The organism is Xanthomonas sp. NCPPB 901 (genome assembly GCF_056725085.1).
In genome coordinates this window covers 2,445,750-2,466,806 of record NZ_CM161511.1, presented here as the reverse complement: position 1 = coordinate 2,466,806, position 21,057 = coordinate 2,445,750, and the positions used below count along the sequence as shown (strand labels likewise).

Annotated in this window: 22 protein-coding genes; 8 read left to right on the top strand and 14 right to left on the bottom strand. The window is 65.8% G+C overall.

Annotated elements, in window-relative coordinates; all coding sequences use genetic code 11:
- Nucleotides 1-55: 55 nt before the first annotated feature.
- Entirely contained in the window at nt 56-1,042 is a 987-nt protein-coding gene (locus AC1PME_RS10270; RefSeq protein ID WP_481098097.1) for a site-specific integrase, read from the bottom strand.
- A gap of 203 nt (nt 1,043-1,245) precedes the next feature.
- Between AC1PME_RS10270 and AC1PME_RS10265 the strand changes: the two genes are divergently transcribed.
- Complete coding sequence (locus AC1PME_RS10265; RefSeq protein ID WP_481098039.1) at nt 1,246-2,190, top strand: DNA-binding protein; 945 nt, start codon at nt 1,246-1,248, stop codon at nt 2,188-2,190.
- A gap of 316 nt (nt 2,191-2,506) precedes the next feature.
- The gene (locus AC1PME_RS10260) at nt 2,507-2,767 is read left to right on the top strand and encodes a DUF3653 domain-containing protein (protein WP_481098038.1); all 261 of its coding nucleotides are present in this window, start codon (nt 2,507-2,509) and stop codon (nt 2,765-2,767) included.
- A gap of 588 nt (nt 2,768-3,355) precedes the next feature.
- Here the strand turns inward: AC1PME_RS10260 and AC1PME_RS10255 are convergent.
- From AC1PME_RS10255 to AC1PME_RS10210, 10 genes are all read right to left on the bottom strand, one after another.
- Nucleotides 3,356-4,009 (bottom strand): TraX family protein, encoded by a 654-nt coding sequence (locus AC1PME_RS10255; RefSeq protein WP_481098037.1) that lies wholly within the window; start codon nt 4,007-4,009, stop codon nt 3,356-3,358.
- A complete protein-coding gene (locus AC1PME_RS10250; RefSeq protein WP_481098036.1) occupies nt 4,009-5,193 on the bottom strand; it encodes a zonular occludens toxin domain-containing protein in 1,185 nt (394 codons plus the stop codon). The genes AC1PME_RS10255 and AC1PME_RS10250 overlap by 1 nt, the downstream gene beginning before the upstream one ends.
- Nucleotides 5,193-5,519, bottom strand: a complete 327-nt coding sequence (locus tag AC1PME_RS10245; RefSeq protein WP_481098035.1) for a DUF2523 family protein — start codon at nt 5,517-5,519, stop codon at nt 5,193-5,195. The genes AC1PME_RS10250 and AC1PME_RS10245 overlap by 1 nt, the downstream gene beginning before the upstream one ends.
- On the bottom strand, nt 5,519-6,709 hold the full coding sequence (locus AC1PME_RS10240; RefSeq protein WP_481098034.1) for a hypothetical protein: 1,191 nt from the start codon (nt 6,707-6,709) through the stop codon (nt 5,519-5,521). The genes AC1PME_RS10245 and AC1PME_RS10240 overlap by 1 nt, the downstream gene beginning before the upstream one ends.
- A 352-nt stretch (nt 6,710-7,061) precedes the next feature.
- Nucleotides 7,062-7,289, bottom strand: coding sequence for a major capsid protein (locus tag AC1PME_RS10235; protein ID WP_481098033.1), 228 nt, complete (start codon nt 7,287-7,289; stop codon nt 7,062-7,064).
- Between the two features lie 218 nt (nt 7,290-7,507).
- Entirely contained in the window at nt 7,508-7,804 is a 297-nt protein-coding gene (locus AC1PME_RS10230; protein ID WP_481098032.1) for a hypothetical protein, read from the bottom strand.
- Nucleotides 7,805-7,984: 180 nt separating this feature from the next.
- Nucleotides 7,985-8,605 (bottom strand): rolling circle replication-associated protein, encoded by a 621-nt coding sequence (locus AC1PME_RS10225; protein ID WP_481098031.1) that lies wholly within the window; start codon nt 8,603-8,605, stop codon nt 7,985-7,987.
- Between the two features lie 270 nt (nt 8,606-8,875).
- Complete coding sequence (locus tag AC1PME_RS10220) at nt 8,876-9,043, bottom strand: hypothetical protein (protein ID WP_481098030.1); 168 nt, start codon at nt 9,041-9,043, stop codon at nt 8,876-8,878.
- On the bottom strand, nt 9,043-9,231 hold the full coding sequence (locus tag AC1PME_RS10215; RefSeq protein ID WP_481098029.1) for a hypothetical protein: 189 nt from the start codon (nt 9,229-9,231) through the stop codon (nt 9,043-9,045). Before AC1PME_RS10215 ends, AC1PME_RS10220 begins: the two co-directional genes overlap by 1 nt.
- 26 nt (nt 9,232-9,257) lie before the next feature.
- Nucleotides 9,258-9,473, bottom strand: coding sequence for a hypothetical protein (locus AC1PME_RS10210; RefSeq protein ID WP_481098028.1), 216 nt, complete (start codon nt 9,471-9,473; stop codon nt 9,258-9,260).
- A 131-nt stretch (nt 9,474-9,604) separates the two neighbouring features.
- Between AC1PME_RS10210 and AC1PME_RS10205 the strand changes: the two genes are divergently transcribed.
- Nucleotides 9,605-9,964, top strand: a complete 360-nt coding sequence (locus AC1PME_RS10205; RefSeq protein WP_481098027.1) for a DUF3693 domain-containing protein — start codon at nt 9,605-9,607, stop codon at nt 9,962-9,964.
- A gap of 41 nt (nt 9,965-10,005) precedes the next feature.
- Here the strand turns inward: AC1PME_RS10205 and AC1PME_RS10200 are convergent, their stop codons facing one another.
- The 3 genes from AC1PME_RS10200 to AC1PME_RS10190 are packed head-to-tail and all read right to left on the bottom strand — an operon-like array spanning nt 10,006 to nt 12,208.
- Entirely contained in the window at nt 10,006-10,221 is a 216-nt protein-coding gene (locus AC1PME_RS10200) for a hypothetical protein (protein ID WP_481098026.1), read from the bottom strand.
- Nucleotides 10,222-10,271: 50 nt separating this feature from the next.
- On the bottom strand, nt 10,272-11,522 hold the full coding sequence (locus AC1PME_RS10195) for a sensor histidine kinase (RefSeq protein WP_481098025.1): 1,251 nt from the start codon (nt 11,520-11,522) through the stop codon (nt 10,272-10,274).
- Nucleotides 11,519-12,208: a response regulator gene (locus AC1PME_RS10190; RefSeq protein ID WP_481098024.1), complete on the bottom strand. Its 690-nt coding sequence runs from the start codon at nt 12,206-12,208 to the stop codon at nt 11,519-11,521. Before AC1PME_RS10190 ends, AC1PME_RS10195 begins: the two co-directional genes overlap by 4 nt.
- 109 nt (nt 12,209-12,317) lie before the next feature.
- On the opposite strand from AC1PME_RS10190, the gene AC1PME_RS10185 reads away from it, so the two are divergent.
- The 5 genes from AC1PME_RS10185 to AC1PME_RS10165 are packed head-to-tail and all read left to right on the top strand — an operon-like array spanning nt 12,318 to nt 20,893.
- Nucleotides 12,318-13,778, top strand: a complete 1,461-nt coding sequence (locus AC1PME_RS10185; RefSeq protein WP_481098023.1) for an efflux transporter outer membrane subunit — start codon at nt 12,318-12,320, stop codon at nt 13,776-13,778.
- Between the two features lie 26 nt (nt 13,779-13,804).
- Nucleotides 13,805-14,623 carry a MipA/OmpV family protein gene (locus AC1PME_RS10180; protein ID WP_481098022.1) on the top strand — a complete coding sequence of 273 codons (819 nt, stop codon included), beginning with the start codon at nt 13,805-13,807 and terminating at the stop codon, nt 14,621-14,623.
- A gap of 23 nt (nt 14,624-14,646) precedes the next feature.
- Nucleotides 14,647-15,765, top strand: coding sequence for an efflux RND transporter periplasmic adaptor subunit (locus AC1PME_RS10175; protein WP_481098021.1), 1,119 nt, complete (start codon nt 14,647-14,649; stop codon nt 15,763-15,765).
- Nucleotides 15,762-18,833 carry an efflux RND transporter permease subunit gene (locus AC1PME_RS10170; RefSeq protein ID WP_481098020.1) on the top strand — a complete coding sequence of 1,024 codons (3,072 nt, stop codon included), beginning with the start codon at nt 15,762-15,764 and terminating at the stop codon, nt 18,831-18,833. The genes AC1PME_RS10175 and AC1PME_RS10170 overlap by 4 nt, the downstream gene beginning before the upstream one ends.
- Nucleotides 18,830-20,893 (top strand): esterase/lipase family protein, encoded by a 2,064-nt coding sequence (locus AC1PME_RS10165; protein WP_481098019.1) that lies wholly within the window; start codon nt 18,830-18,832, stop codon nt 20,891-20,893. The genes AC1PME_RS10170 and AC1PME_RS10165 overlap by 4 nt, the downstream gene beginning before the upstream one ends.
- Nucleotides 20,894-21,057: the final 164 nt, after the last annotated feature.

Below are 21,057 nucleotides of genomic sequence, written 5' to 3'. Positions count from 1 at the left end.
CTTCTCGGCCGCAGTCAGGAACCGGGGCCGCTCAGCATCAAAATTCCTTTTGTTTCTAGTCCTCCAGCAGTCGAGCAGCTGGATTCGCAGAAGCTCCACCGGTCTGGAAATACCCCATGACACTCGACACCGACCGGTGTTCGGTCAGTTGCATGATCGCCGGCAGCGTCACACCTTGGCGGCTGGCCTCGGTCACGAACCCTGACCTTAGACTGTGCCCGCCAAAATCCCCCTCCAGTCCAGCCAGTCGCGCCCGCCGCTGTACGATCTCGCCTACCGCGGCCGGAGACAGGGCAGGGCCGACGCGCTGCTTCCAAAGCCGTCGGAAGATCGCCCCTTCGGTGATCCCGGCTGCGTCCAGCCAGGCCTGCAGCGCGAGGGCGGCCCGATCGAGCACCGGCTTGTCCGGGGTCGAACTCGCGGTGACACCGGCCTGCTGGGTCTTGCTGTGCTCCAGGCGGTAGATGTAGCCCGCCTCGCCGATCCGGCGCAGGTCGCGTAGGTCGGCGGCGGCGATCTCACTGCGCCGGCGCCCGCCGCTGGCAAACCCGAAGCAAAGTAGGGCGCGATCCCGTATTCCTTCCAGGCTGTCGTCGCAGGTGGCCAGCAGGGCTTCCAGCTCGGGCAGGGTGATCGCGGTCTTCTTGCGCGGCCGCTCGCCGCGTTTGACGGCGGCTCGGGCGGCGCGGCTGAGCACGGTGCGGATCGCTGGCTGTTCGCAGGGATTGGTCGCCTGTTTGAGCCTGTGCGCGGTGGACAGCACGGCAACCCGATGACGCACGGTGGCCAAGGTCCATGGCCCAAGCTTGGCCTTCAGGCCGGCCGCCACCAAGGCCTGGTCCACGATCGGCGGCAACTCCCACGCCAGCTCACCGTCAGTCGAGCGGCGCTGCACGTGATCGACCACAAACTGCAGCACAGTGGCTTCGGGCACCGGCAATGCGAGCTCGATGCCGTAGCGCGCCGCATGCCAGCCGGCCCAGTAGCGCAGGGCACTGGTGTAGCTGCGGGTGGTGTTCTCGGCCGCTGCTTCGGCCAGCAGCTCGCGCGCCGCGTCCGCCGCCTATTGCGCCAGCTGTTCGGGCAGTACTAGCTGGTGGACGGTCTGGGCGAGGGCGGCACTAGTGGAATTAGCATCCATAGTATGTAATTTACGCTACGAATAAGCAGGCGTAGCCACGATAATCATCACTTATCGCGAGTACGCCAACTGCGGGGCAGGGCGCTAATCCGGGAGGCACTTCAATGGCCAGAGGCATCACAGAATCAGACGTCCACGCCGCCGCCGACGCGCTTGTCGCGCTTGGCGAACGTCCGACCGTCGAACGCATCCGTGCTCATCTTGGTACAGGCTCCCCGAATACCGTCGTTCGGTGGCTGGAGACATGGTGGCGCGAATTGGGGACGCGCCTGGCGCAAAACGACCAGATCCGCGTAGTCACAGCCAATGTGCCCGAGGCAGTGGCAGCCCTGGCAGGGCAGTGGTGGGCGTTAGCTCTTGACCATGCGCGGAACCATGCCGATGAAGCCATCGCCAGTGAGCGTGCCACCCTACTGAGCGCCCGAGATGAATTAGAACGCGATCGCCACAGCATCCAGGCCGAACTCGGCCGGCTTAGGGGCGAGGCAGAGGTGGCTCATCACGCCGAACAGCTCGCGACAGCCCGCGCCGGCGAACTCGAGCGTCTCGTTGCGCAACTCCAGCAGCAGCTAGATGAGTTCTGCCAGCAGCGCGACGCGGCAACACTGCGTGTATCAGAAGTAGAAAGAGCCTGCGAAGCACTGCAGATTCAGCTTCAGCATGTGCAGGAAGCGGCGCGTGCTGAGCGCGACACTTTGACCCAGCATGTGCGTGCTACGGAAGACCGTGCACATGCGGAAGTGGATCGGGCGCGCCAGGAGACCAAGGAGGCTCAACAGCAACTGATGAGCCTCCGAAAAGAAGTTGCAATGACCGAACGGCTGCATGGCGAGGAGCTTGAGCGCGCGAAGGCCACGGTCTCTCAGACTCGCCAGGAACTTACCGTCCAGCAAGCGCGTGCCGACGCGTTGGAGGCACAGCTGGCCAAATTGAACGATCTCCCTGCGGCACTCGAAGCGGCTTGGTACCAACGTGTTGGACACGGTCAGCCCAAGCCTCCTAAACCAGCACGCTCTAGGCGTAGTCGCGGCAAAGTGGCTGCAACCTGACACCGATCGAGCTGCTGTGCATAGCGACACTGGCACGAAGAGCGTCCACGCGTTACTTTGGATCGTGTCCTTGGAGAGGGAAAAAAGCCTTTGAAATCAAGCAGGGGCACGATCCAAGCGAAAAGGACACGAACTAAAGAAACTGACAAAGCCACAGCCAGGCCCAGCGTAAGCGCGCCCGCACCGTGCACAGCCAATTTCGCATAATGTATCTTATGTTAAATGCAGTTCGCTACTACTGGGGACTCCTTCGGCTGCTACTGGCATCACTCTTGCGTCCCGGCAAGCCTCCCCGAGGTCAAGGAAGGATTGACGCATGTGTGAGTATCTGAGCGGTCGCTTCGCGGGCTGGCGTGTGGCCGGCAACTACCTAGTCAGTCCAGACGGCGACAGGATGACGCCCGAACGGCTGAAAGGTCTAGCGTGGCGCGATCACATGGAACTGCTGCGGGCTGGCTACGCATCACGGCGCAAGGCGGAAGCTGGCCGCAAAAGAGCCGGTCAGCAGATAGTGAAAGTCGTCGTCGTTGACCTTGCAGCCTGGCGGGATCGACACTTCGGACAGATGGCTGGATAAGGCGTCTACGCAGGGGCAAGCCCCTGCACCCCAAAATGACACTCAAGCAGCCAGGGGAACGCATGGAAAGCACACAGGAAGAACAGCAGCCACAAGACGCCCGGGAACGACCGGAATACCTGCCTCAAACGAAACGCGACGGATCTGGCCTGGGATGGACGCTGGCAGTAGGCCTCTGCATGGCAGCGGCTATCGCTGGAGGTGCTGCAATCTACGTCCGAACGGTAGCGGACTGGCATAGGGCCAAAGAGGAAAAAGCCTCCCGCATCGAGACGGAGCGAGAGACAGGAAATACGGCACCGGCAATCCAGCAGGAAAAATACAGACAACTTCGGATTTCTGAAATACGCGCTCAAAGAGAGCAGCAAGAACGTGACCGACAAGCGTTACAGCGCGGGGAAACACGTTGCATCAACGGCACGCTATTCAGACGGATACCAGGGGGATGGGAGAACGTGCCTGGCCGCCCCTGCCCTTAAAGCCCCTATTCCCTGTTCTTGGCACGGGCGAACAGAAACAGGTAGATCCGAAACACCCCATACGCGAGAAGAACAAAGCCCTGAATCCCGGCAACCGTTTGCGCAATGTTCATGATGGCGTTAGACCCTCAAGAAGAGTTAGCACAACAACGAGAAGACCAAGATGAGCAACATAGTAACCATAGAATGCCCAACGGGTACGCGGAAACGAAATCGGCACATAGGCAACAAGTAGCATAGGCATGGCAAGGAGCGACCAAACACTACCGTTGTAGGCGCAAAGCGCAACAGCGGGAACGACGATGCCGCAAAGTGTGACCACAATGCGGCGTGCCGGCGCGCTGAAGTACCACCAGGCACCGACGACCACGGCAAGGCCGGCCCATTGGTAATCAACGAACAGCGGCCCAGGAAGTGCGCAAACGGCAAACAACGCCCATCGCCTGCCCTGCACCGCCCAAATCGCGCCCGCGGCGAGTGCAAACGCACACAGTACGTTGAACGGTAACAACTGGCCGAAGGCGAGCCAGTAGACAGGCGTCGCAACGACACCCCAAGCAAGCAGGCGACGCACCGATTTGAGTACGTCCGCGCCAGGCTGGGCCAGGTTATAGGCCAGGATCATGGCGAACAGCGGAAACGCAACACGGCCAGCCTGCGAAAGAACCGGCACGTAAACGAGCCCGAAGACCTTAAGCACATGGTCGCCCGTCATGGCCAGTACGGCGATCCACTTAAGCAACTCGCGGCCGCCGCTAGTCATCACATGTCCAACGTCGTCGGAGGCGTGTAGGTGTCACCGACCTTGGACGGCGACTCAGGGAACGTCCCCTGCGCCCTAGCGCGCCGCTCGATAACCCCACCAGGCGAACTCACAGCGGCGTGCGCCTGCTGCTGCGGTTGCTGCTGCACCTGCTGTTGCTCGCGCTGCTGGCGATACGGGTTGTAGACCGCCCCCATACGCGCAATGCGCCTGCACTCGCCCTGTGAGATCTCATAGATCGTAGATTGCTCAGTAAGGCACGTGCACGAAAAATCACTATGCTGCCCCTCCGCATCAAGCCCAGGGCGGCTAGACATGCAATACAGCGCGGGGTCAGCGGTCACCTGACGCTGATCAAACACCGGCGCCGTCCACGGCATCGTTGCAAACCTTGGTAGATGCTGCTTGGCGTAGTCGGCGGCATCGATAAAGTGCCGTTCGGTCGATCCGCCAGCGACAAACGCGCCGGCTTGGCCTGGGGCGGCTGACGCCGCTCCCTGGCCGGCGCCGGCGACCCTGGCCGTCATGGCCTCCGGCCGGACAGCACGATAGCCGAGGAACGCGAACACGATTGCAGCAACTACCATGGCAGGCAACAAGATCACGCGCAGCGGAATTTTGCGCTTGATCGTGTGCATGGTGGCCGACGTGTAGTCAGCGTAATGCTGGCTAGGCAGCATGCGCGTTTTACGCAATGCAGCATCTCGGCGCGGAACGCTCTTAACGTCCTCCTGTAACTCCTGCCAGCTAAAAACATCAATAAGCGACGTGCCGAAGCGGCGCACAACATGGTGATGGTTCTGAATCAGCGACCGCGCGAACGGGTACAACTGCACAGGCATCTGCGTCGTCCAAACGAAGTCGATGCCGCGATGACGATGCTCAGCAAGACCAAGCACATGCGGCGGCGTAGACTGCCGAGTGGCATCGTGCAAGTGACCGAACCATTTCCAAGCCTCATCGACATAGATCAACGAACCATCGGGGACAATATGCTTTCCCTCAGCATCGACCTTGTTCCACTCGCGCGGATCGTCTAGCACAGTAGCCAAGCCAGGCTTAAGGCCATCAATGCCAGCTGCGAACAAAGGCCGCGACCCATCTTGAGCAGCCTTGCTGAGGTGCTCAACCATGAGCAACGTTTTGCCGTTGCCAGGAAGTCCGGTGAACAGTTCGATAGGCATTAGGGCTTAGCTCCGAATCCACGCTTAAAGAGGAACAGCCGGCCCTGCATGATCGCGTGCTTGGCAGCCACAGCCGAAATGATCATCGTCAAAGCTCGGTCGAAATTGAGAACACCCATCCACTGCATGGCAGTGGCACCCAACTGCCCGCCCCCACCAAGGCCCTGCGCGTAGCCCTTAAGCAGATCGATGGCCGGATCAATGACCATCTTGATCGTGCCGAAATTGATGCCGAGCCACGCTAGCGCGGTCATCACCCAAAGGCCGATCCGCGAACGAAACAGCCACGACAGCGCTGCAATGAGCGCGCCAACAAGAGCAGGCATTAAGACTCTCCCCCGGCGCTAATGATGCGCAGCGATGCGAGGGCAGCAAACACCAGCACAAGCTGCCCACCAAGGACAAGAAACGAACAGAAGGCAGACGTGTCAAAGTGGATCGACTGACCGAACACAGAGACATCAGGAATCGTTGGGCAAGACCTCGCATAGCCGAATCCGGACGTATCGAGCTTGCCATCACCGACAGTCGAATTGCTGCCATCAGTGAACGCGCCAGACGGATCACCCGCCCCACCGATATCAGGGCTACCAGCGTCACCCGTCACCGCACCACGTACCGCGGCAAGATTGGCGCTATCGGCCGCACCAAAGCCACCACCCGACTGACCGCCACCCGCAGCGAGCTTTTCAACAGCGCATGCGGTACGCCATTGCGTGAGGAGCGAGGCGTACTCCATCGCGTCGCACTTCTCACCAGTGCAGATGGGCGGCGTGCTGCAGGCGCCGCCTGCGATATTGCGATTGCGGCGCGTGTTGCAGTCGATGCGCCATTGAATGCGAGCCTGACCGCACATCACGGGATCGCCGCTGCAAGACGGCGGAGAGTCGCAGGAATCGCCGCCGGAGAAGGACGATTTGTCATCCTTACCATCGTCGTCGCTGTCTTCGTCGTCAGGCTTGCCGTCACCATCCTTGTCGGGTTTGCACGTCCCATCAACGCCCATGGCCTGCCCCGAAGAACAAGCGTCGGGCTTCTTTACGCAGCTGCCGTCAGGGCCTTTTACCTGGCCCTGAGGGCACTCGCTTTCCTTCGCCTTACAGGTGCCGTCCTGCTGCTGCACCATGCCATCAGGGCAAGGCTCAGGGGCGCACTTGCCGGACGAATTGGGAACCTGACCTTTCGGGCATTCTTCCTTGCTGGGCTCGCAGACGCTAAGGACGCCATTCCAGTAGAAGCCGGGGCCGCACTTGCTGGGGAAATCAGTGGTATTGCAGGTGGTACCGATGTACTGGCCAGTGCTGGTACCGTCAGGATTCTTGAACCACGCCTGCTCGCAACCATCGCTACAGGAAATAGAGCCAGACTTAGGATTGAACGTGGACGTGAGCGACGGAAGTGCACTGCACAGCGTGGCGTAGAACTCGGTGTCACCGAGAACGGTTGTACGACTGCCACCGGCTGGCCTGCCGTCAATGACAGGATCGTATTGACCACCAGCGGCAGAGCCGGACATGCGACAGCCGGCCTCAATGTAGGTCCAATCAGAATGGGTCGCCTTGAAGTCTGCAACCTGCGCGTCGCAGGAGGCGCTGGCGTGGCCCTGATTGCAGTGCGCAGAAACCGGGCAGGAAGCGGTGCCCCAAGCGGCGTAGACAGGGGCAGACCAGAGTGCGCAGGACATAAACACCGCACACGACAGCAGAGTGATTAGCAAACGTATCGGAAAGCATGCATTCGTGCGCATCAGTCGAAATCCACGAACACGATGACGCAAGCGACGCACCACGCGAACAACCAAATCCAGCCTTCCATATGACCCCCTTAGAGACCGGCGGGAGGGAGTCGGCCCTGCCCGCCGGTGGTCGTTACATGGCGCGACGCACCCACTTATAGACCTTGATGCCGACCAGCACGATCAGCACCGCGGCGCCGATCTTGGCGATCGGGTCGGCGGCCGCATTGATGGCCGACGTCACGGCGCTGACATCGACCGCGGAACTGCCGCCGGAGGCGAACGCCGGCGCGGCGATGGTGGACAGGGCGGCCAGGGAAACCAGGCCGGCGAACTTACTGCGATTGAACGATGCGAACATGTGTCCTCCTCAGGACTGTTGGATTTTCTTGCGAACAAGCCGGAACGCGTATGCCACCGCCCACAAAAGCGCGATGGCCTGCCCGATGGACTGGGCGTCCGCAACCGTCAGTTCCGGCAACAGAGACGGCTGCGGTATCCAGATCGGGGCCGAACACGTCCCCGTCTGCGCGTCGAGGTCGCGCTCTAGGCAGGCGGGGACGAATACGGCCATAGCGATCAGACCGCTTTGGAAGGCTGCGGACGGGCTGCGCTAACCGGATCGACCAGCGTCATGCGACGGGCAAGCTCGATGCCGTAACGGCCCGGCACGAGGTCAGTGGTCACGTCCCATTCCTTGACGGCGCCGAGCGGATAACCCTTGTCCAGGCCGTCCACCTCGACCTCGACCTGAATCCGCATGGCTTCGGTTTCGAGGGTGGCGCGCTGGCTGTAGATGGCTTTCTGCATGCCCTTGGAGGTGGTGACGGTGCGGGTCTCGACAGCGCTGTTGATGGTGATCTTCGGAGCGTTCATGGTGATTTTCCCTTTGCGTTCGATTGGTCGATTTATGAGGCGTCTCTGCAAATTTCGGGCAGTACTGTGGGGTCAAGCTAAGTCCCCCCCTACCCCCCCGAAGGCGGGCGTGGCGGAGCGCTTGTTGACCCGTTGCGCGATGCTTGCATCAGTCCGCCCGGTGATCCTCTGTGCTGCTGGCTAGGCCGGGATCAGGCCGTTCTGCTCGGGTCGTGCGGTGTAGTCGATTTGCGGTGGGGTCCATGCCCCAAAGTTCTTGCTAAAATCGACCATGCCGCCCTTTGTTACGTACTTGCTCACGTAGCCGGTGATATCCGCCTGGCTGCGCGGTGCTTCGATACGATTGCGGCCGAATTCGCGGTACCACCATTCATGCCAGGCGTAGCGACTGGCGAGCCGGTTGAGGTCATCGGTAGGTGCAGCTGCGACGGCGTGGAAATGCAGACGGCCGTCGCGGTGCCATTCCTGCCCACGCGCCCACTGGATGCCGCCATGCCACCGCCCTGACCACTTCGGACCGTAGACCTCGCGGTTGAGGCAACTGACGAAGTACCGGAACGCCTTGTCTGCGGCTTCGTCGTGCATGCCACCGTTGCGGCCGGATTTGCTGGGACGAAACGTGAGCGTCCAGAACTGTTGCCAAGGGATGCGCTGTAGCAACTCGGCATAGCCTTGCGCTTGCCGATCAACAGGCCGCACGTCGTGCAACAGGTCAGTTGCGCATCCACTGCATTGAGCGTCTGAAGACTGCCCCCGCAGTGGTAGCACGGACGGTTCGGAAAGTGCGCGCTCATGGGGCATCGTCCTGCCCCGATCCGATGCGCCTGATTCGTTCCTCAATCAGTCGTTCGATTCGGTCACGTTCTTTTATCGTCGTCGCAGCGTTGCGCTTTTCGTACAGTTGCCAAAGCTTCAAATTTTGGTCAGTCATGACGACTCCCCCAAAGACCCACAATCGACCGAACCACAGACGAAAGCAGACCAGCAGCCGCCAGAGGAATCACACAGATCATTGCGAGCATCACGCAAGCAATGAGGTGATCGAAAACAGTGAACTTAGACCAGTCGAGGTTAGCCACGGCGCACCTCACGCTTGGCCTCTTCGACCATCACATAGGCGCGGTACTCGGCTGCAAGCTGCGCGGAATAGCGTCGATCCTGCCAGGCGAGGATGCGCAGCAAACCAGCAGAAACGGAGAAGACAGACATGGCCCCAAACAGGGCGAGCAATGCGGGCATCATTGAGACACCATGGCGACGCGACGAACGCGAAAGTCACGAATCACCAACGCAAAAAGGCGCCCGTGTTCGACCTCGCGAGCAACATGTTCCAGCTTCTGTTCCTGCGCATCGTGCCAATCTGTGCACACGTCAACGACCACCCAGCGGCGACCGTCGCGTTGCTGAATTTCGTATTCGTGCAGCATGCGATACCCCCGAAGAAAAGGGCGCGTTATGCGCCCTTCCCCTTCTTCGGCGAGGAAGCCGGGCCAGCGTCGGCAGACGCATCAGCCGGAGCAGGCTTGGTCGGCTTGATCTTCTGAGCGGTGAACACCGCCGCGAGGATGTGACGCGAGACCTTCGTTTGGCCGAGTTCCGCGAACTCCAGCGCAGCACGCTGCAAGTCCACAATCCGCGGCTGAAGGCGGGTGTACTGATCGATGTCCATGTGTTGCCCCTTACCCCTACCCTGTGACCCAGACACCCCGGGGGGTGCCGGGGGCTGGGGTGCAGCCCATTTGGGATGCACTTGCAGTGTAGCCTAAACGGTACGCACTGCATACCTTTTGGAGCGCATCAATGCACATCAACAGCCTCGTAGAACTAGCTATTCAGCGTTCGTTAAGAGGAAGCCTGCGGGGTCTTGCCGACCAAATGGGAATCTCGAGTGGCGTGCTAAGCCAGTGGAAGCTAGGCAACAAGCCGATACCCGATGAGCGCATTCAGCAACTGGCACGCATTGCTGGCCAAGACGCTGGGCCTTGGCTGCTACTGATCCATTCAGAGCAGGATCAGGGAGAACTTGGCAGGGAGTGGGCGAAGCTCTACAAGAGGCTGAGCGCAACAGCCGTCGTATTTTTATGCGTAATTGGCATGGCTGGAAACGCCCTATCTGCGAAGGCTTACGAAAGCAACGCGCCTCGTATGTATCTTATGTAAAATTCAGATGCCGCAGGGCTACTCACGTCCGCGTCACCCATTCAACGCTTCTCCAGCCGCCGTCGTATCTGCGACATCTGCTTGGCGCTGAAGTTGCTGCCGTGGCGATCCAGCAACGCGACCACGGTCGCGTGCGCCTCGTCTGCCCGGCGTTGCAACTCCTGGATGGCCGCGTGCTCGATGGCTTGCCACTCCTCGGCGGTCTTGCCCGTTGGGACGACCTGGCGCTGGCGATTGGTATCCAATGCGGTACTCACGTGGAAGCCTAGGACTGAACGTCTCCGTTGCGGACTTTACCGCACCGATCTCACGCTTGCCGTTTGCGCGGATGTGGCGCAGGCGCACTGCCGCGACCCGCGCCAGCATCACCTGCCAACCCGGACGGCAACCGCACCTGGGCGCATAGTCCGCCGCCGTCGCGATTGGCGAACTCCAGCGCGCCGCCATGCGCCTGGCAGATGGCCGCGGCGATCGACAGGCCCAGGCCGCTGCCGCCGGAATGGCGCGCGCGCGAGTCGTCGGCGCGCCAGAATCGGTCGCCCATCCGCGCCAGCGCCTCCTCGTCGACGCCGGGGCCGCGATCGGCGACGCGGATCAGCACGCCATCGGCATCGGCCTGCGCCTCCAGCGCCAGTTCGCCGCCGGCCGCGGCATAGCGCAACGCATTGTCGATCAGCACCGACAGCACCTGGCCCAGGCGGTCTCGGTCGGCACTGATGTGCAGTTGTTCGGGAATGCGCACCTGCACCTGCATGCCGGCCTCCTGCAGCGGCTGCGCGGCCCAGGTCAGGCGTTCGCGGACCAGCGCGCCGAGCGCGAACCGCTGCGGTTCCAGCATCAGCTGGTTGGCGCGGGCCATCGACAGCAGGTGCAGGTCGCCGACCAGGCGATTGATCTGCTCAAGCTGGCGCTGGACCATGCGCAACTGCTCCTCGCTGCTCGGGAACACCTGGTCGAGCATCCCCTGCACCCGCCCCATCGCCGCGTTGAGCGGCGTGCGCAGTTCGTGCGCCAGCATCGCGCTGGACTCGCGCACCTCGCGCTCGTATTGCTGCAGCTGCGCGCTCATGCCGTTGAAGTCGATCGCTAGCCCGGCCAGTTCGTCCGGTGCACCGGGCACCACGCGGGCGCGCGCGGCGAAATCGCCGTCGCTGATGCGCCTGGCTGCCTCGGCGACGTTGGAGAACTGCCGCGACAGCGGCCGCGAGGCGAGCAGCCCGCAGACCACGATCACCGGGATCGACGCCAGCACCATGCCCGCCAGCAGCCACCAGTCGCGGCTGGCCAGCCCGGGCAGGAAGTCGGCCACGTCGTAGTAGGTCTCGAACAGTTCCCACAGACGCCGCGCATTGCTGTGCGGATCCTCGCGCAGCTGCAGCATCTCCTGCCGCGCCTGCGGCGGCAGGCGGCTCAGGGTGGACACGTCCCAGATCGCGAAGCGCAACACCATGCCCAGCGCGATCGCGATGATGGTCAGCACCGCCAGCGCGCTCATGCGCAGGCCCACCCACTGCCACAGCGGCGCATGGCCCTTGCGGCGGAACCAGGACCAGTTCATCGGAAGCGGTAGCCGATCGCACGCACCGTCACCAGCAGGCCGGTGACTTGCTCGTGTTCGAGCTTCTTGCGCAGGTTGTGCACGTGCGCATCCACCACCCGTTCCAGCGCATCGCTGTCGGGCAGGCAGATCTCCAGCAGTTCGCTGCGGGTGAAGGCCTTGAACGGCGTCTTCATCAGTGTCGCCAGGATGTTGAACTCGGTCGGGGTCAGCTCCAGCGCTACCTCGTGGCCGTCGGCATCGCGCACCGTGGCGCGCACCGCGGCGGTATCCACGGTGAGCCGTTCGTGGCGCAGCGGCTCCTCGCTGGTGCGCGCCGGCGCGGCGCGGCGCAGCACCGCAAACACCCGCGCCACCACTTCCTTGGGGCTGTACGGTTTGACCACGTAGTCGTCGGCGCCGTAGCGCAATGCACCGAGCTTTTCCGGTTCGTCGCCCATCGCGGTGACCATGATCACCGGGGTATCGCTGCTGCGGCGGATCGTGGACAGCACCTCGGTGCCGCTGAGCCGCGGCAGCATCACGTCCAGCAGCACCAGGTCCGGCTTCCACTGCGCATGCACCGCTACCGCCTTCTGCCCATCCTCGGCGATCGCGACCTCGAAGCCGTCGCGGCGCAGGTAGGCCTCGAGGATGCTGGCGCTGTCGGCATCGTCTTCGACCAGCAGGATCTTCTTCGCGTGCATTGCCTGGTGCCCGTGGTTGACGTCTTGATGGAATCTTGAAGATTCCTAGAAGGCGGCTTGAACATGTCCGCCGATATTGGCAGTCGAGTTCGATCACCCGACCGCCACCATGATTCTACCGTCCCCATTGCTTCGCCCGCGTCGCCTCCGCGCCCTGCTCGGCCTGCTCGCGCTCGCCCTGGGCGGCTGCTCGCTGGCGCCGGTCTACCAGCGCCCGCAACCGGCGTTGCCGCCCACGCTGGGCGCGACCGCTGCGACTGCGGCAGCCGCCCCGAACCGCAACGAGAATGCGCTCACCGACCAGGAACGGCAATTCGTGCGGGCCTTCTCGCCGCAGCACGATCTGACCCCGCTACTGACCCAGGCGCTGGTTCACGACCCGGACTTCCGCAACGCCGTGCTGACCGTGCAGCAGGCACGCGCGCAGTACCGCATCGAACGCGCGCAGCAGCTGCCGCAGCTCGGCCTCGATGCCCAGGGCACGCGCCGCAGCTACGACGACGCGGCCATGCAGGCGCGCTATGGCCAGAAGCTCAGCACCGTCGCAGTCGGTGTGGACGGCTTCGAGCTGGACCTGTTCGGCAAGCTGGCGTCGCTGTCGGCGGCGGCGCAGCAGCGCTACCTGGCCTCCGAGGACGGCCGCCAGGCGGCGCGCGGTGCGCTGATCGCCGAAGTCCTGCGTGCCTACACGCTGGAGCGCGCCGCGCTGCAAAACCGGCAACAGGCGCAGACCATCGCCGAGCGCAGCGCCGCGCTGCTGGCGATCGCTGCGCGCCAGCAGGCGGTCGGGCTGATCTCCCGCGATGCACTGGACCGCCAGCGCCACGACGACGACCAGGCGCAGGCGCGCGCGCAGCAGGCCGCCAGCGACCACGGTGCCGCCCGCCGCGCCCTGCAACTGCTCGCCGGCTATACCACGCCCGACGGCATTGGCACGCTGCAAGACCTGCTGCCGGATGCCGAGCAGGACGACGGCCACGCCTGGCGCGACCTCGATTCGCAGGTGCTGCTGCAGCGCCCGGATGTCCGCCAGGCCGAGGCCGAACTGCGTGCGCGCAACGCCGATATCGGTGCCGCGCGCGCCGCGTTCTTCCCGTCGATCCGCCTGAGCACGTCACTGGGCACCGCCAGCGAGGCACTGAACGGCCTGTTCATGCCCGGCAGCCGCACCTGGAGCTTCATGCCGCAACTGCTGCTGCCGCTGTTCGACGGCGGCCGCAACCGCGCCAACCTGGATATCGCACAGCTGCGCAAGGACGCCGCGGTGGCCGACTACGAGAAGACCGTGGAAGCGGCGTTCCGCGAGGTCGCCGATGCGCTCGATGCCCTGCCGGCACTGCAGCAGCGCGAGCGCGGCGAACGGATCAACCTGGAACGCGAGCGCCAGCGCGTGGCGCGCCTGCAGCAGCGCGTCGCGCAAGGCCTGCAGGACCGCCCCGAACTGCTGGCCGGCGACATCCAGGCCGCGCAAGCCGAGCTGGCGCACCTGCAGGCGCGGCAGGAGCTGCTGCTCGATCGCATCGCGCTGTTCCGCGCGTTCTACGGCGTGCCGCTGCCGCACGCGCCCTGACTTTTCCCCCGCACGAGGTTGCCCCGATGAAACATGTCCTGTCCGTTCTCTCGCCGACGCTGACCGTGGCCGTACTGGCGCTGCCGCCGGCAGCGCACGCCGCCGACACCAATGCCGCGTCCAGCGCCGGCCTGTTCGGCGACCGCACCCAACTGAGCGTGGGCGCCGGCGCCATGCTGACGCCGCGCTATCCCGGTTCCGCCGACGATCGCGTACAGGCGGTACCGGTGTTCTCGGTGCAGCGCGGCATCCTGTTCGCGGACACGGTGCGCGGCACCGGCGTGCAGTTCCAGACTGCGCACGGCTTCTCCGCCAGCCAGTCGTTCGGCTACGACCTGGGCCGCCTGCAGCGCAACAGCAGCTGGCGCCCCGGCTCCAAGAGCCTGGCCGGCATGGGCGACGTGCCCGGCGCGATCACCGCGCGCAGCCTGGTCATGCAGCAGCTCACCTCTTACCTGGCGCTGGATGCCGAGGCCGAGTTCGCGCTGAAGGACGGCGCACGCCGCAACCGCTACCGTGCCGGGGCGCGCTTCACCCTGCTGCAGGCCGCGGCCGACACCGTGACCCTGGACCTGGACGCGCATTTCGGCGACCGCCGTTTCAACCAGGCGTACTTCGGCGTCACCGATGCGCAGAGCCTGGCCAGCGGCTTCCAGCCGCACCGGGCCGATGCCGGCGTGTACGCCTACTCGGTCGGCGCCGAATGGGACCACACCCTGTCGCCGCACTGGACCGCCTCGCTGCTGCTCGACGCCACCCGCTACGTCGGCCCCGCCGACGGCAGCCCGGTGGTGCGTCGCCGCGCCGGTGCCGGCGGCGGCGCCACCGTCACCTACACCTTCTGATCGCTCTCGGGACACCGCCGACCATGACCCTGCGCCCTACCCTGCTTCTCACGCTGTGCCTGCCGCTGGCCGCGCTGGCGCTGTCCGGCTGCGGCCGCGAGGCGGCACCGCCCGCCGATGCGCCACGCGCGGTCAAGCTGGAAACCGTCGCCGGCGACGCCGCGCACGACAGCACCCGCTACCTCGCCCAGGTGCGCCAGCAACAACGCGCCGACCTCGGCTTCGAAGGCGGCGGCCGCATCGCCGCCATCGCCGTGGACGTGGGCGACCGCGTCCACGCCGGCCAGGTGCTCGCACGCCTGGATCCGGAACCGAACGCCCTGCGCCTGCAGCAGGCCGAGGCCGGCGTCGGCATCGCCGCGGCCGAGCTGCAGCAGCAACAGACCCAGCTCGCCCAACAGCAGGCCATGTTCGACGACGGCGCCGCCTCCGCGGCGACCCTGACCGCGGCCAAAAGCGCCTTCGCCGCGGCCCAGGCGCGGGTCCGCAGCACGCAATCGGACCTGGCGCTGGCGCGCCGCGCGGTGCGCCAGTCGGAACTGCGTGCGCCGTTCGACGGCAGCGTGGTGGCGCGACTGCAACAGCCCGACAGCCTGGTCAGCGGCGGCCAGCCCGTGCTGCAACTGGACGGTGCCGATCGCGCGCAGGTGCTGGCGACGCTGCCGGCCGATCGCGCGGCGGCGCTGCAACCCGGCCAGATCGTTCTGGCCTACCGCAGCAACACGCCACAGCAGGCCTTGCCGCTACGCCTGCATAGCGTCTCCGCACGCGTGGATGGCGGCGCCACCGTGCAGGCGCTGTTCGACAGCGCCGGCGCCGATGCCGCGCAACCGCGCAGTGGCGAATCGCTGCTGCTGGCGCTGCCCGACAGCGCCGCCAACCAGCCGCCGAGCGTGCCGCTGAGCGCGCTGCTCCCGAGCATGGCCGATGGCCAGAGCATGGTGTTCGTGTACCGCCCAGACAGCGGCCGCGTGCGCCGCCGCCAGGTCGTCACCGGGCGCAGCGATGGCGGCCGCGTGCAGATCCTGCGCGGCCTGGCCGCGGGCGAGCGCATCGTCGCCGCCGGCGCCGCCTTCCTCCACGACGGCCAGCACGTCGTGCCGTTCCGCCCCACCACCCGCCTCGGCACCGTCTCGCCATGAACCTGACCCGCGCCACCCTGCAGTCCAGCCGCCTGGCCCTGTTCAGCGCCGCCCTGCTCCTGATCGGCGGCATCGTCACCTTCCTCGGCTTTCCCTCGCAGGAGGAACCCAGCGTGACCGTGCGCGATGCGATCGTGCAGGTCGGTTTCCCCGGCATGCCCAGCGAACGCGTGGAGAACCTGCTCGCGCGCCCGCTGGAAGAACGGCTGCGCGAGGTCAGCGGGCTGAAGAAGATCGTCACCACCATCCATCCCGGCAGCGCCATCGTGCAGGTCACCGCGCAGGACAGCGTCAAGGACCTGCCGGCGCTATGGCAGCGCGTACGCAGCAAGGCGGCCGAGGCCGGCGCCGAACTGCCCGCGGGCACCCAGGGGCCTCTGGTGGACGACGACTTCGGCCGCGTCGCCATCGCCTCGATCGCGGTCACCGCGCCGGGCTTCAACACCGCCGAGATGCTCGGCCCGCTGCGGCAGATGCGCGCGCAGCTGTACGCCGTGCCCGGCGTCGAGCGGGTCACCTTCCACGGCCTGCGGGACGAGCGCGTCTACGTCGCCTTCGACCGGACCAGGCTGGGCGAAGCCGGCCTCACTCCCGCCGCGGTCGCGCAGCAACTGCGCGCGCAGAACGTGGTCGCCGGCGGCGGCCTGGTCGCCGCGTCGGGCATGGCGATGACCGTGACCACCTCCGGCGAAGTGCGCGACCTAGACGCGCTGCGCAATACCCCGATCGCCACGCAGGGCGCCGACGGCCCGCGGCAGATCCCGCTGGCGCAACTGGCACGCATCGAACTGATGCCGGTGGACCCGCCGGAGGCCGCTGCGATCTACCAGGGCCAGCCGGCGGTGGTGGTGGCGGTGTCGATGGCGCCGGGCAACAACGTCGCCGAGGTCGGCAAGGCGCTGCGGCGCACCCTGGGCGAAACCGCCAAGGCGCTGCCGGTGGGTTTCCAGCAGCACGTGGTCACCTTCCAGGCCGACGTGGTCGAGCGCGAGATGGGCAAGATGCACCACGTCATGGGCGAGACCATCGTCATCGTGATGGCGGTGGTGATGCTGTTCCTGGGCTGGCGCACCGGCCTGATCGTCGGCGCGATCGTGCCGCTGACCATCCTCGGCGCGCTAATCGCGATGCGGGCGCTGAACGTGGAACTGCAGACCGTCTCCATCGCCGCGATCATCCTGGCGCTGGGCCTGCTGGTGGACAACGGCATCGTCATCGCCGAGGACATCGAGCGGCGCCTGGCCGCCGGCGAAGAACGCCGCGCCGCCTGCGAGGCCGCCGGGCGCAGCCTGGCGATCCCGCTGCTGACCTCCTCGCTGGTGATCGTGCTGGCGTTCTCGCCGTTCTTCTTCGGCCAGACCAGTACCAACGAGTACATGCGCTCGCTGGCGATCGTGCTGGCGGTGACCCTGCTCGGCTCCTGGCTGCTCAGCATCACCATCACCCCGCTGCTGTGCATGTACTTCGCGCGGGCGCACGCCGCGCCGGCCGACGGCCACGGCGAGACCTACACGTCCAGGCCATACCGCCTGTACCGGCGCGCGATCGAGGCGCTGCTGGCGCACAAGGCGCTGTTCCTCGGCAGCATGCTGGCCCTGCTGGCACTGGCGGTGACCGTACTGGTCTCGGTGCCGTACAGCTTCCTGCCGAAGTCCGACCGCCTGCAGTTCCAGATGCCGGTGACCCTGCAACCGGGCAGCGATGCGCGCGAGACCCTGCGCACCGTGCAGTCGATCAGCCAGTGGCTGGCCGACCGCCGGCAGAACCCGCAGATCGTCGACAGCATCGGCTACGTCGCCGACGGTGGCCCGCGCATCGTGCTCGGCCTGAACCCGCCGCTGCCGGCGGCCAACATCGCCTACTTCACCGTCAGCGTGCGGCCGGGCAGCGACATCGATGCGCTGATCGCCAAGGTGCGCACCCACCTGCGTCAGGCCTACCCGGCAGTGCGCGCCGAGCCCAAGCGCTTTTCGCTGGGGTCGACCGAATCCGGCGTGGCGATCTACCGGGTGATCGGCCCGGACGAAGCGCAACTGCGCCGCCTCGCCGCCGGCATCGCCGACGCCTTGCGCGCCCTGCCCGGCACGCTGGACGTCAGCGACGACTGGGATAGCCGCATTCCGCGCTACGTGGTGCAGGTGGACCAGGCCAAGGCGCGCCGCGCCGGCGTCGCCAGCGAGGACATCGCCCAGGCGCTGCAACTGCGCTACGGCGGCGTGGACGCCTCGGTGATCCGCGACGACGGCAGCAACGTGCCGATCGTGCTGCGCGGCGACAGCGACCCGCGTGCGCGCGGCGGCCATCCCGGCGACACGCCGATCTACCCCTCCTCCGGCGCTGCGCCGCTGCCGCTGGCGGCGGTCGCCGACATCCAGTTGAGTTCGGAACCCTCGACGATCCAGCGCCGCAACCTGAGCCGCGCCATCACCATCACCGGCCGCAACCCCGACCTGACCACCGACCAGGTGGTGGACGCACTGGCCGACAAGGTGGCGGCGCTGCGCCTGCCGCCGGGCTACCGCATCGAAATGGGCGGCGAACTGGAGGACGCCGCCGAAGCCAACCAGGCGCTGCTGCAATACATGCCGCATGCGCTGGGCGCGATCCTGCTGCTGTTCGTGTGGCAGTTCAATTCGTTCCGCAAGCTGTTCATCGTGGTCGCCAGCATTCCGTTCGTGCTGATCGGCGCCACCCTGGCCCTGCTGGTCACCGGCTATCCGTTCGGCTTCATGGCCACCTTCGGCCTGCTCGCGCTGGCCGGCATCATCGTCAACAACGCGGTGCTGCTGCTGGAGCGGATCGAGGCCGAACTGGCCGACGGACTGAGCCGGCACGAGGCGGTGATCGCCGCAGCGGTCAAGCGCCTGCGCCCGATCGTGATGACCAAGCTGACCTGCATCGTCGGCCTGATCCCGCTGATGCTGTTCGCCGGTCCGCTGTGGACCGGCATGGCCATCACCATGATCGGCGGCCTGGCGCTGGGCACGCTGGTGACCCTGGGCGTGATCCCGGTGCTGTACGACCTGCTGTTCGCGCGCCGCGCTGACGCGGCGAAGGCCACGGCATGAAGTGGCGACGCTGGCGTCGCGTGGGCCTGGCCTGCGTGGTGCTGGGACTGGCGCTGTGCGCCGGCGGCTGCGCCAGCGTCACCCTGCAACGCGTGGATGCGGCGCACTACATCCAGGCCAAGCGTGGCGATGCGCTGAGCGCCGCGCGCCCCAGCGACGCGGCCCTGCAGACGCTGAACGTCGCCGGCCTCGACGCGACAGGCTGCACGGCAAAAGTGCAGCCGTGCATCGACCAGTTGCTCGGCAGCGCCGACGTGGACCAGGAACGCGCCCTGGCCACGTCGGCGGAGCTGTCGCTCCTCGCCGCGCAACGGGCCGCCAGGCAACAACCGGACAGCGATGCCACCCTGACCGCCTGGCTGCAAACCGCGCGCTACGCCTACGCCTATCTGTTTTTCAGTGGGCGCACGCCCAGCGACCGCGCCTTCGAGGAACGCCAGACCCAGGTACGCGACTATTACAACTATGCCGTGCAGCAGGCAGTGACCGCGTTGTTCGCGCGCTACCAGCGGCATCCGCCCGCCACCCACGACGCCGATGCGCCGATCGCCGCCCTGCCCGACTGGACAGTGACGCTGGATGCCAGCGGCGTCGGCAGCCCGCAGGACATGCCGATGCCCGAGGCGATGCTGGCGGCCAGCGGCCTGCGCTTCGACGGCTTGCGCAGCGTGTATCGGCGCGACGGGTTCGGCGCGGAAATGGTCGCGGTCCTGACGCCGCCAGCGGCGGATGCCATCGACGGCGCCGACACAACTCCCGCCTACAGCGACATGCCCACGCCCAACCTCACGGTGGTGCTGCGCTTCGACGGCCACTCCCTCCAGGAAGTGTTGGCCACGCGTGTCGCGCGCGTGGACGTCCACGACCCTTCGCTCCACGAGCGGGTGGCGGTGGGCGGTGTCGACGTGCCACTGGCCGCCAACTTCAGCGCGGGCTACGGCGTCTGGATGGCGCACGCCGGTTTCGCCGCGCAATCGCTGCGCACGCTGCTCGGCCTGGGCCACGGCATCGACCGGCCGCATGTGTTCCTGACCCAGCCCTACGATCCGAACCGGCGCGTGCTGGTGCTGCTGCATGGGCTGGCCAGCAGCCCGGAGGCCTGGGTGAACCTGGCCAACGACCTGCTCGGCGATCCGCGCGTGCGCGAGCGCTACCAGATCTGGCTGGTGTACTACCCGACCAACCTGCCGATTCCCTACACCCACCTGCAGGTTCGCACTGCGCTGGAGCAGACCCTGGACCGACTCGATCCGCAGCGCCGCAGCGTCTCCGCACACGACATGGTGCTGATCGGGCACAGTATGGGCGGCGTGCTGGCGCGCTTGATGGTGTCCTCCAGCGACGGCGATCGCCTGTGGCGCACCCTGTTCGACGAGGCGACGCTGCAGCCGAAGGCACGCCAGGCGCTGCAGGCCAGGCTCGGCCCCATGCTGCATTTCGCGCCGATGCCGGAAGTGTCCGAGGCGATCTTCCTGGCCACCCCGCATCGTGGCACACCGGAGGCCGGCGGCACGCTCGGCGAACTGGCGCGCGCCCTGGTCGGCCTGCCCCGGCGCGTCCTCGATCAGTTCCGGGACATCGCCGGCAAGGACATGCTCGGCACGCTGCCCAACAGCATCGACAGCCTCAGCGACCACGATCCCTTCCTCCGCGCCGCGGCGCAGCTGCCGATCTCAGCGCAGGTGACCTACCACTCGATCATCGGGCGTGAGGATCCGCGCGTGCCGCTGGCGCAGTCCAGCGACGGCATCGTGCCGTATTGGAGCGCCCACCTATCCGGCGCCGCCTCGGAGACAGTGATTGTTTCGGGGCACAGCGTGCAGCGGACACCCGAGGCGATCCGGCAGATCCGCCGGTTACTACGCTGTAGCCCCTCTCCCATCGGGAGAGGGGTTGGACTGAGGGGGCGCGCGCAGCCAAGTGCCATCAGGGTGCACGGCGCATGTCCGCACGCTCGGAATGATGATGAGCGGCCGGACCCTCATCCGCCCCTTGGGGGCAGCTTCTCCCGGAGGGAGAAGGGACAAGCCAAACTCCCTCTTCCTCCGGTAGAGGGGTAAGGGTACGGGCGCAGCCTCGCAGACCATGGAGGCAAGCAGGAAAGGAGAAGCAGGCCCATCGCTCGAACCATCAGGCGATCCAGCCGCCACCAATACACACTCTGCAGCCCTCTTCCGTTCATCGCCCACGGCTACAGCACGCACAAAAAAACACCCGGCAATGC